Origin of the sequence: Streptomyces sp. NPDC060035, assembly GCF_042736635.1 — a bacterium.
Classification (GTDB): domain Bacteria; phylum Actinomycetota; class Actinomycetes; order Streptomycetales; family Streptomycetaceae; genus Streptomyces.
Genome location: NZ_JBHWVO010000005.1, coordinates 178,369 through 191,287 on the forward strand (window position 1 = coordinate 178,369; position 12,919 = coordinate 191,287).

The window sequence follows — 12,919 nt, forward strand, 5'->3', positions numbered from 1 at the left end:
GCGTTCAACATAGCCCACAGGTGTTCGCATGGCGAGGGTGCTGCCATGGGGCGAGCGATCGCGGCCTCTCGACGCATCACTCACTCCAGCTCCCAGCCCGTCCGCCTTCGACCCACGCGCAGCGTGAGGTGGCGGCCGGCCTCCACCAACTCGTGCGGGCTCGGCGCGAAGCCGCTGATGACCAGGCATCTGGCACGGGACGCTTGAACTGGTCCAGACAACAAAGAAGCCCCCGGCCGCTGGCCTGGGGCTTTTTCATGGAGCGGGTGACGAGAATCGAACTCGCGCTCTGAGCTTGGGAATCACCGCACACTCAAGTTGATACAGGGTGCTTGAGCTGCGGAAAAGCTGTCCCGGTCACTCCGAGGGACTGTCCCGGTCACTCCGAGACAGTCCCTCGGAGTGACCGGGACAGACCGCCGGTCACCAGTTGTTCTGGCACACGTCTGGCACGGCCACTCATCGTTCTGGACGCGTAGCGGGGGCAGGCTCAGCCGACCGGATTCGAACCGGCGTCCTCGCGATTTTGGAGACCGCGCGCGACTACCCCTGCGCTACGGCTTCGCCCGCTGCGATCCTAGTCCCGTCACGCTGCAGGACGGAGCGGTGTCTCGACCTTCTGTTCCGCAGCCCAATGTGGATCGATCGGTAGCGGTCACACCGGTCCTGCTCCATCTCCAGAGGATGCTGCCGGGCGATGTTAGTTGCTGGGGTTGCTGTACTTCGCTGCTGTACGGAACCCATTGCTAGGGCCAGAGCAACTTGGCGAAAATGATCGCCGCCACTGCAGAGAAGAGCCACGGCTTCCTGATGTCCCGTCCAGTACGACGGGAGAGTTCCCTGATGAGCACCACCAAGGCGAACATCAAAAGTGCACCCGGCGGCAGGTCAACGACGGGTTCAGGGATTCCTATGTGGGGCATGCCGGAATGGCAGCGAGGTGCTGTGCCTTGCCTGCTACTCGTCGCGCCCGCTCCGTCCAGGGGTGCCGTAGCCGTCATGATCAGTGGCAGCGCCACGTGTGGAGCAAGAGTCAGGAGGCCCCCGTATAGGTCGCGACTCAAGAGTCAGGAGGCCCCCGTATAGGTCGCGACTGGAGGCCCGTTAAGCCCCTGACCTCCTCGATGCGAACTATCGGCACGGCGGTCACTGGGGGCTGTCGACGGTCCCACACGGGGGCTGGGGACCAGCAACGGCTGCTGATGGTCGCTGTCGTTGCGGTACTTCTCTGCTGTATTGCTGGCCCTGGGGCGGACCGATACGGGGCGGTGGAACGGTGAGCGTAGGCAGACGCGGAGTGCTGGCAGTTGTGGGTACGGCAGCCGATGGAGTCGAGCAGCTACGCCCCGGCCTGGTCGAGCCAGCCATCGCCCTCGGCTGGCAGGTAGCCGTGACCCTGACCCCGAATGCCGGCCGATGGCTGCGAGCGAACGGCGAACTGGACCGACTGGAGGCACTGACCGGTCTACCCGTGCGGGACACCCCTCGTCTGCCGACCGAGCCCCGCCCCCACCCGGTCGCCGACTGCTGCATCGTCGCTCCGGCAAGCGCGAATTATGTTGCCAAGCTCGCGACGGGCATCGCCGACAATCAAGCCCTGACGCAGGTGAGCGAGGCACTCGGCACGATCGGCGTCCCCGTCGTGGTGTTCCCCCGCGTCAACGCAGCTCATGCAAGACATCCGGCATGGCAGGGGCACATCGAGGCGCTCCGGCAGGCCGACGTGGACCTCGTCTACGGCCCTGACGTCTGGCCATTGTATGAACCCCGCGAGGGCCCAGAAGTTCGAGGGCTGCCATGGCCCACAATCGTGGAGTCCATCCAGCGCGTGACGACCCAATCTGTTCGACACTCGCTTTAGGAGTTCGATCCGAACCCGCTCCGGAGGCCGTCGTCGACGGGTGCGACAGCCGGACAGGGGTGCTGGTGTACACCTTCGTCCGGCGTCGTTGATGTCAGCCGTGGATGTCAGAAGCCTTCTGATCCGTAGCTAAGAATGGATCGGTCATCCAGAGTCATTACGGCCGCTTTCGGGCCGCTGTCGACTTCATGGCGGGCGCTGTCGGTTGCTGGTCCAGGGCGGGGGAGCCCGTAGATGGCCGCGACTTACCAACCGGTCGGGCACGCATCGGGCAGGCGTTCAGTTGCACAGGTTGACGCAGTTCAGGCCATGATCCTATTGTCCGCCTTGCGTGTGGTTGCGGCCGACGGCAATGAAAGCCGACCGGATTCTGATTGATGCCGAAATCTGAGTAAGTGAGGTTAGTCGTGGGGGTGCTGCTCTCGTACCTGGTCCTTTTCCTTATTCAATGCGGCTTGATGGCGCTGCAGATTGTCGGCGCGTTCCTGCTTATGTTGAGTGCCGCTCTGTTTATCCGGCGCTTCGCTATTGCGCGCAAGCGTCGACCCGATGTCCACTTCCCGAAAGCGACGCCAGTGGCGCCATACGTGCTTGGCGGCATAGGCATTTGCTTGCTGGTTCCTACTTCGGCAGCGCTCTTCATCGGGAAGGAGTCGGGCATTTTTGCAACCTGGGCGATATAGGCCGAAACCGTTGTGGTCTGCGGGGGCATCGTCGGCCTGCCGAGGCTGGTAGCGGTCGGCTGCGGGCGCGGTGGTTGCTGCACCTTGCTGCTGTACATCACCAGTTCGGAAGATCCCGTACGCGCATGCCTGCGACCTGGCAAGACGCTGACCTGCGCGATCGCGGACGATTCGCCGCTCTTCCCCGTGGTTCCCCATGGTGTCCCTTCCGATCGGGCATGCTACGGGCGCGGTCACCTTCTGATCCGTAGTTCGAACTGTCCGATGGCCACTGTCGTGGTCATCCCGGATCGTTCGTAGAGACGGTGGGCGCCGGTAGGACTCTCACTGTCAACATCAAGTCCGACGGAAGTGGCGCCACGTTCGGCGAAGAGCGCGAAACTGGCCAGCAGCAGCGCCCGGCCTAGCCCGAGCTGTCGGGCTTCGCGCCGAACGCCGAGCTGACTGACCTCGCCGGCGACCTGGTCGTCGAACTGGCGGAAGCGGCACAGGGACGCACCGACCACTCGCCCGGCGCGTTCAGCGACGAGCCAGAGCGCAGAGTCGAACCCCTCGTAGATCATGTCCTCGGCCCACTGATCATACGAGCGCGGCGCCCGGCCCCAGCGGTCACCGAAAGCCTCCTCGACGCACTCGTGCACTCGCCTCAGATCCTCCGCAGTCCCGGTGCACGTGCGCACGCTGACCTCACCGGGCCAGACCGGCGCGACCAGTGGTGTGTCCAGGGTTGTCCGCATGCGCTTATGGATTCGCGCCAGGTGGTATCCGCGGGCGCGAAGCATCCGATCGGCATCTCCACCGAGCAGGACATAGTTCACCAGGGCGACGTCTGTGGCTTCGCCACCGGAGACGATGCCAGGTGCCATCGCAGCGGCGCGAGCTTCGATATGTGTAAGGAGCGTCGTTCCGATTCCCGTGCCGACATGGTCGGGGTGCGTGTACGCGTCGGCGAAGATCCGGCCCTCACGCAATGCGGCGATCACGTGCCCGTATCCGTAGATCCCGTCGTTCGGACCGGTCACAACCCACGCGTCCTCAGCCCTGTCCATCTGTGCCCAGGCACGCAAGAACTCGTCTTCGGTCTGGGCCCCTGCCGTCGAATCGTCTGCCCGAGCAGCCGCGTTCACCGCATCGACAATCGACGGGAGATCGGATTCCCGCGGTGTACGTACGTCGTATCCAGCCCGCATCGGAGCCCTCCATCGTTGCTCAACACGGCAACATCGCTGCTCAACACGGCAACCCACCGCGCACACGCATGGTTAGCAGTGCCCACTCCAATCCGGCAAACTGATTTGCCGGACGGTCGGCGCGACGGCCCGTAGGGCGGGGCACCGGAGTGGACTCTGACGCCCTGGGCCGCGGCTGCTCGGCTCTGCCTGGGTCGAAGGTGGTCGGGATGGGAGCCCCCAACACTCGCCACGAATCCGCCGGCACCCGCGAACGGCGCCCCTCCCATCCCGGAGTCTGAGCGCCCCCGCCGGAGGCATCTCTCGTGTCTTCCGTTTTCCTCGGTCAGGTTCCCTCGCTCTAGTTGCGCGACCGGCGTAGCCGGGGCCCAGAGCGGGGCGGAGACAGGAGCGCAGGGCCCCGGCGGTGAGCCGGGGAGTGCGCGACGAGCGGAGCGAGGAGCCTTGATGAAGTAGAGAAAGTTCTACCGCACGCGTCAGCGACGCTCTCGGGCCTCGCTGGCGACTGATGGTCTTCCTCGGCGCTTACGGTCCCATACGACCGGAGGAACAGGCCGAGCTGCGCTGTGAGGACGTGGACCTGGACGAGATGACTATCCGGGTCTGCATGGCGGGGCCAGAGCTGACCACCGGTCGCCGTGCTCCTGGCGACACCAAGTCGGAGGCGGGCAAGCGGGTCGTGGTCCTGCCGGCCTTTCTCCGGACCGACCTCCGGCGTCACGTCGACTGGTACGCGGAGAAGGGGGCGGACGGACTTCTGTTCGTGGGGGAGAAGGGCAAGCCGTTCCGGCGTTCCACCTTCGGGCGGAAATGGCGCAGGGCTCGCGCTCTCGTCGGTATGCCGGAGGGCTTTCGCTTCTACGACCTTCGTCACACGGGGCACACCCTGGCCACCCGGTCCGGGGCCACCCTCAAGGACACGATGGTCCGCGCCGGCCAGTCGTCGGAGAAGGCGGCGCTGATCTATCAGCACTCGGACCTTGCGCGACAGCAGGAGGTCGCGAGCGGGCTGGATGACCTCGTGCGCACTGCCCGCGAGAAGGCCGAGAAGAAGCCTTCTGGTGCGGATCTGGTGCGAGGGTCTTGAACTGGTCCAGACAACAAAGAAGCCCCCGGCCGCCGGCCTGGGGCTTTTTCATGGAGCGGGTGACGAGAATCGAACTCGCGCTCTGAGCTTGGGAATCACCCGGTGCCTGGTCTCACGTATGGCCTCTGAGCTGCGGATACGCGCGCAGATGGCGCCCTCGTGGCCACTTCATGAGCCCCTTGGTGACTGCTGTTTACCGCCCCTGCTGGCACGTTGTGGCACGGCTGTGCGTGTCGCGTCAGGTGAGAGGTCGGCCGGTGTGCCGCCGCTCACGGCTCCGTACCAAGGACCTGGAGGTCGTCTTGCCGCAAGCACCCTCATCTGGCTCGGCACGTGATCGACGAGACGCCCCTAGGGGTGCGCGGGGGCGACTGCGCCGTCGGGCGCCATGGTGTAGAGCGCGATGTCGGCGGTGTCGGCCCGGTTCGTCAGACGATGGCGGGGACGGCCTCGGCGCGGTTGGTGGCCCAGTTGGTGACGATGGGCTTGTCGACGGTGGCGGTGTCGGGGAGCTTGAGTTCGGCGGGGTCGGGGTCGTCGTTGGTGGTGGCGATGATGACGTTCTCGAATTCCTTGCCGGCATTGCTGTTGGTGGTCTTGGGGCTGATACCGGTGTATGCGACGGTGGAGCCGGTGAGCTTGATGGGGTCTTCGCCACCCTGTCCGACAGGGGAGGCGAGGCCGTCGGCGCCGGAGCCGAAGGACACGCTGGGGGTGTTGATGTCCAGGTAGCAGGTGATGCCGGACTTGGCCTTGGCGGTGACGAGGTAGTAGCCGCCGGCCTGGGTCTCCGAGGTGAGCGTGAAGTCCAGGTCGTTGGTGCCGCAGGACTGCCCGTAGCCACTCTTTTCGCCGTCGCCGGAGTCGGCGGCCTTGCCATTGGAGTCGCTGGGGGTGGAGGTGGAGCCGCTGGAACCGGAGCCGCTGGTGGAGGGGCTGGAGGTGGAGGAGCCGCTGGTGGAGGGGCTGTCGCTCTCGCCGCTGGCGGCGGAGGGAGCCGAGGAGCTGCTGGTGTCCGCGACGTCGTCGGGGCTGCAGGCGGTGGAGGTGGCGGCGAGGGCCGTCACGGCTGCGGCGGCGAGGGCGAGACGGGCGGAACGGGTGGCGAGGCGCGAACGCATCATGATCTCCAGCGGCTTTTGGTTGCGGTGCTTCCTGCTTGCACCGATGACTCTAGGGCCGAGTCGATCCTGAAATGATCTCGCGCATGTCCGGGTTCTGTCCCACCAACATCCGTATCGAAGAACGGGGTTGGGTTGCTCTGCCCCCGCTCAAGGGGCACGTCGTGTCGGGCGCGGGGATGCGGGCGGAGCCTGAGCCGTCGCCGTCAACCGGTGAGGCGCGCGTTTGGCAAGCCGTAGGGTCCGCTGGCCGCGACCGTCCTCCAGCAGGCAATCGAAGCCCGGCGGGAAGTAGGACAGTTCGTGCCCGCCGAGCCCGATCGTGTACACGATGACGGCTGCGGCAGCACTCGGACCTGGAGCGGCCGTGTGAGGTGGCGGTCGGCCTTGACCGCCTCGTACGGGCTCGGCGCCAAAAGTCGGATGACCAGGCATCTGGCACGGGACGCTTGAACTGGTCCAGACGACAAATAAGCCCCGGGCCGCTGGCCTGGGGCTTATTCATGGAGCGGGTGACGAGAATCGAACTCGCGCTCTGAGCTTGGGAAGCAACGGTGTTTACGGGGGTCGAACAGGCTCTGACCTGGTGATACGCCGCTCCGGAGGCGCTCCTGGTGTGGTCACTGGGCGCCCTTGTTCACCGCTGTTGACCGTTCTGCTGGGCACAGATGGGGCACGAGCAGTGGGCCGCTGTAGACGCCCATCAAGGCGTCACACCATAGGACATCCCGCTGAGGAAGCGCGGATCCGCAACACCCCGAAGGGGCTGGCGAGCCAGAGGACGTTGATCCGGACGTGGTTACGTGGCTCGATCTGGACCGCGACCCGCCGGCCGACCGGGCGTGCCCTTATGTGGATGGGCGGGTGGCATGTGCACGGGTCCTCGTAGGCAGTTGTTCCGCTCTCGGGCCCTGGCCGTGTCGGGTGGTGTGGCATCCACCGATCCACTCCGGGAGAGCGACCCCATATGCATGGAAATTTGCTGCTGCCATGGTTTGAAGTGAAGTTGTTAGGGTGACGCGGGTGTGACAAGTGGGCGGAGGAGTAGCTGCGTTGACGGCCACAGACTGGGGGACGCCATGAGCGGTGCAGGCGGACAGCCACGACTTCGGACGGAGTCCGACCGGCTGACGAACTTGGCCAATGACCTCGACGGTATGCAGGACTCCTTGGACAAGCAGGTCAGACGCATGGACGCGATCGTCGACCGGATCGAGGCGGGATGGCAGGGGCCGGCCGCCCGTGCCTACCGGGACCTCCACCGGGGCGCGGCCGAGGACGCCGTACGTATCCGCATGGTCATCCAGGGTCTTGAACAGGCCGTGCGGTTGAGCCGGGACGGGTTCTCGGAGCAGGACCTGGACATCATGGCGCAGCTCCGGAAGATCCAGGTCGAGACGGATGTGAACCGAGAAACGGACGCGTTGTCGACGCCGAACACCGAGGTGCCCGCTGCGCCGCGCAGTGCCCTCTCCGACCTCTGAGGGCCCAAACGCCAACTGACGACTTCTGAACGGGGGAAGCATGGTGGACGACGACCAGATAGCCGTCGACTTCGCGACGCTGCAGGACCTTTCCGGAGATCTCGAGGACATTCTCAAGCGTCTCAACGAGCAGCTGGACCTGCTCTACGGGCGCGCCGAGAAGGTGGTCCTGACCTGGGAGGGCGAGGCCCGCGAGGTGTTCATCGACAAGCTGGACGAGTGGGACCGGTCCGCGGCGGACCTTCAGGCGGCCCAGGCGTGGCTGCACGACGTCGTGGTCAACGGGGAGATCAACTATGCGGCGGCACACAGGGCGGTAATGCGGGGCTGGGGTGCGGGCTGATGGCTGAACTACCTTCCGACAAGCAGCGGCAGCGGGAACGGGATCAGGCCAAGACCGCGCCACCCAACCAAGGTGTGGGCCGCTTCGATGTGAAGCCTCAGCATCTCTACTTCACCTCGCTCGTCGTACGCGACGGTCAGTTCGCCTATGACAAGAAGGCGAAGGCGTTGACGGAAACGCTGGACAAGTACAGCCAGTCCGCTGGAACGGGCTGGGGCGCGGACTCCTTCGCCGACCGGTACGGCATCGTCGCAGGGAAGTTCCTGGAGCTCTGGGCCAAGAGCGTGGTGTCGGTGGGCGGTGTGGCAGTGGGCTTCACACAGACCGCGAACAACTACGCGCAGGCGGACTGGGCGGCGAGCAAGGGCAAGGGAGAGCCACCGGAGGAGAAGCCGCCTCCAGCGGTGATCGACACCGCGCCCAAGTACGGTCCGCCGAACGACCTGACGTGGCGGGGGGAGGGCGAAGACCATGACTCGTGGGCGATTTCCGGAATCCTGGGAGAGGTCCCGGACTTCCTCATGTTCATCATGAAACCCGTGGTCGACGAAGGGCTGAGACTCGGCCGCATCCACGAGAAAACGCCAGGCGTCAAGGAAGAGGAGTTCCGCGACATCGCCGGGGCCTGGCGGGATGCCTCCAAGGACGTGAAGAAGGCGGCGGACGACTTCACGGACGCGATCTCCTCCATCACCGACCCCACGGGCAACGGTGAATGGCAGGCCGCGATGAGGGCCTTCTGCCAGACGATCTGGGGAACCACGGCATGGGGGAAGGCCCGTGACCAGCGGGCCGAGGTGACTGCGAAGAAGGGCACCCGGAACTGGAAGACCCACGGGAAGGTGGACCCCGCCACCAGGCGGCCCATCATCGAGGTCCTCGACAAGAGCGCGAACGTCATTCAGAAGCTCTTCGACGACCTGGCCGACATGGGCCAGAAGACCACGGAAACCACCATGCGCCTGGCCAAGGAGGCCACGGACAAGACGGTGAACAGCCTCACCTCGGATCTCGATCTCTCCAAACTCACCAGGCTCGCGGCCGGACTCATAGTCGCGGAGGTCGTCCTGACCTTCCGGTCCCATATGGACAAGGCTTCCATGGACGCGGCGGTCGAGGCCTATCACGAGGCGTTCAGCGATGCTGCGGGCAAGCTGGCCATGCTCGAGTTCGAGCTCGACGAGGCGCTTTTGAGCGTGCCCACGTTCCAGGCGGAACGGGCTCGGGCGCAGGGGTTCGGTGCGCGCTCCTTGAATGAGTTCAAGAAGGAGCACAGCTGGCAACTGCCGGAGAGCCAGTTCCCGTACAGGTACTCGGTGGACCTTGCCGCGGCGGAAGGGTTGGGGAATGCCCATAGCCTTGACAAGCATGTGGGGAAGACCGACGAGCAGTTGCTGCAGCGGATGAGGGATGAGAGCCGAGCGGATGGTGAGCCAAAGATTCCGGCGGCATCGACCTACGTCGATGTCGAGGCCGCACAACGGTTCACGCAGTATTGCCTGCGTGACAACAGCGACGAGATCGATCAGTGGCTGGCGGGGGACGCGCCGGACAAAATGATCACCGTTGAGACTGACTCCATTCCACTGCAAGGCCCTCTCGCCGGTGACGCCGTGACTGGCAAGGGTGTCAACTATGACGACAACAAGCTTTCGGAGGTGCACGACACCAAGGGCGTTTCCCTGCGGCTCATACACGATCCGAGCCTCGACCCGCCCTACTTCGTGCTCACCTCGATGCCCATATGAGCGAGGACTGGATGAACTACGGGACGACGCCCGACAGGCCGCCGACACCACTGGATGCCGACTCCTGGGCGGCGGCGGTGGGGATGTACAACCGTCGGTACACCTTCGTCGCCGTCGGACCCCGTACGCGGGAGGACTGGCTGCCAGATGTCGCCTCGATCATGCGGGGGGAGACGGCCGATCCCCGGTCCTGGCGGACCATCGATCCCGAGGAAGGCGCGGAGGAGAGGGAGGACGACCCGGCCTACCCCTTCCTCACCCCGCCCGTGGACGAGGCGGGCTCAACGGAATGGCGAGGCCGGCTCAAGGAAATTCCGCGTTCCTCAGTGGTGCGACTCCTCGTGATGCTGGCCACCCTCTATCTCGATGTCTCCCGGGACCCCCGTCTCCCCGAACGGCTGGCTGAAATGGAGGAGCACGCCAGGGTAATTCTCTCGCGCTGCCCCGACCGGGCCCAGTTCTTCACGAACACCTCGGGAGGCGGCGCGGCCCGCGACTTCTATCAGCGGATCTCGAGCTGCTCACCGCTCAGTCAGTACCCCTGGGACCTGGGGCTTCTGTGGGTGTCCGACGAGGAAGTCGGGCTGATCTGGTCCTTCGATCCACGTTGAGAGGTCCGCAGACGAGCCTTGATGCCGGGACATGGGCGATGGCAGTGGAGATGTACCGCAACCGGTATTCCTTCATCGCGGTCGGCCCGCGCGCTCACGAGGACTGGCTGCCCGACGTAGCCGCGATCATGCGCAGGGAGGTGGCGGACCCTCGAGGGTGGCGAGGCGACGACCCGGAAGTGGGGGAACCGGAGTTGCTAGAGGACCCCGCCTTCCCGTTCCGCGTTCCGCCGGTGGACGAGGAGGGCGCTGCGAAGTGGCGAAGCGGACTGTTCGAGATTCCACGCCGTTCGGTGGTGCGTCTCCTTGTCATGCTGGCCACCAATGAGATGAACGTGACGCGGCAACATGGTTTTGCCGAGCGCAGAGCCGGCATGGAACGCCACGCGGAGGCGATCCTTTCGCGCTTTCCCGGCGGATCGACATTCTTCACCAACACCCGTCATGGCGGTGAGAATCCGGGCTTCTATGAGCGGGTTTCCGGCTGCTGGCCGATGTCTCAGTACGTTTGGGACTTCGGGCTCCTCGCGGTGTCTGGTGAAGAAATCGGCCTCATCTGGTCGTTCGACGCAAGCTGAAGTGGACAGACATGACCGTACGGACCCGCTCGGCCACCTATCCAGACCGAGAAACCGCCCACTGGGCCACCCAGCAGGTGGTGACCGCCAACGAGCAGAGGATCCACCGCTGGCTCGCCCAAAGCACCCGCGCCCGCCTGACCATCGAGGCCGCCTGGCCCTCCCGCGACGAGCCGGTGGGCCGGGTACTGCTCCAGGCGATGATGCTCGCCGGCCGCGGCCCCGTCGACGTCCGCGCCGCGCGTGTCGTGCTCAAGCGTGAACCGAACAGCCCGCACGGCTTCGTCGTGCTCACCACCGTCCCGATCTACCTGTAGGGGTTCAGTGCCGTGTCCATGAAGCCGCTCGAGTTCGATCGCCGTTACGGCGAGTTGGACCAGGTGATCAGCGCGTACCTCGGCATGTCGGCCAACGACGAGCCGGATGAGCCGAGCGAAGCCCTCCAGGCTTACCTCCGCCACACCTGGCACACCCGACCCTGGGCCTTGGCCACCGCCGAACAGCAGATCCGCGAGTACGCACGCAACCCACCGGGCCGGCTGCGCCTGAGCCTCGGTGAGTTCTGCCCCGTGCCGGACGTCGGCCTGCCCGAATCGGCTATCCAGGACTGGCTGTTCGTGATCGCGGACCACTTGAGGCGGTCGATCGAGGAGGGTGAGGTCCCGCCCCCGTCCGGCCCTCGTACCCACTGGGAGTGGCATGCCCGCTTCCCCGAGCTCGGCCAGTTCCTCGGCGGCTGGTTCTCGCAGGACATGCCGGACGAGTTCCCGGACCATGACGCGGCCGTACGTGACTACACCGCAACCACGGGCCCGCAGCTGGTTGCTCGCCTCACGGGCGAGCTCCACGAACTGCTGGCCCTCGCCCTGGAAGAGTCCGAATACGCCCTCGCGGTGGCGGAGCTGGGCATGGAGGTCGACCCGCCCCGGCCGTACTCCCCGAGCGGTTGGTTGGCCCACCTCGCGGACGGTCTGGGCGGATTCAAGGCGGACTACGGACCCGGACCGGCCGCGGGCTGACCACATGCCCGTCTTCGCTCACTCCGCCCTGAACGCCCTCGCCGCAGGCACCGGCGTCAAGCCGAAGGACCTCATGGTCCGAGCCGGCCAGTCGGAACTCACGATGCGGGACGATGAGGTGGCAGCCGCCGCTTCTGTAGCCCGTCGCGTGCCATTTGTACAGGTCAGAGTGGCGTATGGCACGCGAATGGCACGCCACCTAAGAATGGTCTAGGCAAGCAGCAAGGCCCAGGTCATTGACCTGGGCCTTCCTCGAAGAGCGGGTGACGAGAATCGAACTCGCGCTCTGAGCTTGGGAATCCTGAGAAGACGTCCCGCTGTGGGCGCTCTGGCCTGCACGGATACCGTCCGATCCTTGCTCCGAGCCATGGTCGTGTTTACCGCTGCTGACCGTGGTTCTCTGCCGCAGATGGTGCGGAGGTGGTGCGACGTGGTGCGCGTTCCTGAGAAAGGAAGACGCACCGGCGCCCGCGACTCACGAGGGGTGGCTTCGCCACCGGGCTGCAACACCCGGGGGTGTTGCAGCCATCGGTAACCGGACACCCCGGACAGCTCTCAGCCTGGCTGTCCGGCCGGTTGGTGCAGGTCAGAGCTCTAAGCGGACAGTCGGACAGCTGGGACACTTCCGAGCCCCGGACGCTGCGTCCGGGGCTCGGTCACGTTGCCTTGCTCTGCGGGGCGATGCCTGCACGTAAGGGAAACACCGTTGACGATGGACGTGGCGCAGCGGTTCGGTACCTCGTCTGGGAAGTGACTCACGACACCGATGAGAGCGGACCGGAGCGCGCCGACGGCTGCGAGAGTCGACCCCGGGGACGGTTGTCCACACCACGCTTTCCAACTCTGCATGGCCCCGTTCGTACTGGTTCACGGTCATCCGCAGCCCGGGCCACTGGGTTGCTCGCAGGAGAGCTGAACGGCCGCGAATAAGACTGTCGATGAGACTGCTGGTCTGTCCGGACGGCAGCCCGAGACCCGTAGCACTCTGAGTCGGGATGGAGGGTCTGGCTCCCGTTTTAGGAGTTCGATCACGACTGCGGCCACTGCTGCCGCTCTGTAGGACCCCGTCGCAATCCGCACATGTTCGCCGTCGTTGATGTCAAGTGTGGATGTCATCATTCGCCCGACCATATTGCCCTGGCTCAAGAGACCGCCTCACGCGCCGCGAAGCGGTGGCTCTACCTCAGCAGCACT

General features: G+C 65.5%; 11 protein-coding genes and 1 pseudogene. 10 read left to right on the plus strand and 2 right to left on the minus strand.

Annotated features, from left to right (window positions below; genetic code table 11):
• Positions 1-1,309: 1,309 nt before the first annotated feature.
• Both ACFWBQ_RS09995 and ACFWBQ_RS10000 read left to right on the plus strand, forming a co-directional pair.
• Positions 1,310-1,861: a flavoprotein gene (locus ACFWBQ_RS09995; protein WP_385486071.1), complete on the plus strand. Its 552-nt coding sequence runs from the start codon at positions 1,310-1,312 to the stop codon at positions 1,859-1,861.
• 407 nt (positions 1,862-2,268) lie between these two features.
• On the plus strand, positions 2,269-2,544 hold the full coding sequence (locus tag ACFWBQ_RS10000; protein ID WP_385486073.1) for a hypothetical protein: 276 nt from the start codon (positions 2,269-2,271) through the stop codon (positions 2,542-2,544).
• A 233-nt stretch (positions 2,545-2,777) separates the two neighbouring features.
• Here ACFWBQ_RS10000 and ACFWBQ_RS10005 read toward each other — a convergent pair whose 3' ends face one another.
• Positions 2,778-3,734, minus strand: coding sequence for a GNAT family N-acetyltransferase (locus ACFWBQ_RS10005; protein ID WP_385486075.1), 957 nt, complete (start codon positions 3,732-3,734; stop codon positions 2,778-2,780).
• A 475-nt stretch (positions 3,735-4,209) separates the two neighbouring features.
• Here ACFWBQ_RS10005 and ACFWBQ_RS10010 point away from each other — a divergent pair.
• Positions 4,210-4,821 (plus strand): annotated as a pseudogene (locus ACFWBQ_RS10010) (tyrosine-type recombinase/integrase); the annotation flags it as partial.
• A 428-nt stretch (positions 4,822-5,249) separates the two neighbouring features.
• On the opposite strand, the gene ACFWBQ_RS10015 reads toward ACFWBQ_RS10010, so the two are convergent.
• Entirely contained in the window at positions 5,250-5,942 is a 693-nt protein-coding gene (locus tag ACFWBQ_RS10015; RefSeq protein ID WP_385486481.1) for a hypothetical protein, read from the minus strand.
• A gap of 1,079 nt (positions 5,943-7,021) precedes the next feature.
• Here ACFWBQ_RS10015 and ACFWBQ_RS10020 point away from each other — a divergent pair.
• The 7 genes from ACFWBQ_RS10020 to ACFWBQ_RS10050 all read left to right on the plus strand — a co-directional run bounded on the left by ACFWBQ_RS10020 (position 7,022) and on the right by ACFWBQ_RS10050 (position 11,725).
• Positions 7,022-7,426, plus strand: a complete 405-nt coding sequence (locus tag ACFWBQ_RS10020; RefSeq protein WP_385486077.1) for a WXG100 family type VII secretion target — start codon at positions 7,022-7,024, stop codon at positions 7,424-7,426.
• A 40-nt stretch (positions 7,427-7,466) separates the two neighbouring features.
• Positions 7,467-7,769: a WXG100 family type VII secretion target gene (locus ACFWBQ_RS10025; RefSeq protein ID WP_385486079.1), complete on the plus strand. Its 303-nt coding sequence runs from the start codon at positions 7,467-7,469 to the stop codon at positions 7,767-7,769.
• A 74-nt stretch (positions 7,770-7,843) separates the two neighbouring features.
• Positions 7,844-9,517, plus strand: a complete 1,674-nt coding sequence (locus ACFWBQ_RS10030; protein ID WP_385486081.1) for an RNase A-like domain-containing protein — start codon at positions 7,844-7,846, stop codon at positions 9,515-9,517.
• The gene (locus ACFWBQ_RS10035) at positions 9,514-10,128 is read left to right on the plus strand and encodes a hypothetical protein (RefSeq protein ID WP_385486083.1); all 615 of its coding nucleotides are present in this window, start codon (positions 9,514-9,516) and stop codon (positions 10,126-10,128) included. The genes ACFWBQ_RS10030 and ACFWBQ_RS10035 overlap by 4 nt, the downstream gene beginning before the upstream one ends.
• A 38-nt stretch (positions 10,129-10,166) precedes the next feature.
• Positions 10,167-10,706 carry a hypothetical protein gene (locus ACFWBQ_RS10040; RefSeq protein ID WP_385486085.1) on the plus strand — a complete coding sequence of 180 codons (540 nt, stop codon included), beginning with the start codon at positions 10,167-10,169 and terminating at the stop codon, positions 10,704-10,706.
• An 11-nt stretch (positions 10,707-10,717) separates the two neighbouring features.
• A complete protein-coding gene (locus ACFWBQ_RS10045) occupies positions 10,718-11,023 on the plus strand; it encodes an RNase A-like domain-containing protein (protein ID WP_385486087.1) in 306 nt (101 codons plus the stop codon).
• 12 nt (positions 11,024-11,035) lie between these two features.
• Positions 11,036-11,725, plus strand: a complete 690-nt coding sequence (locus ACFWBQ_RS10050; RefSeq protein WP_385486089.1) for a contact-dependent growth inhibition system immunity protein — start codon at positions 11,036-11,038, stop codon at positions 11,723-11,725.
• Positions 11,726-12,919 lie beyond the last annotated feature (1,194 nt).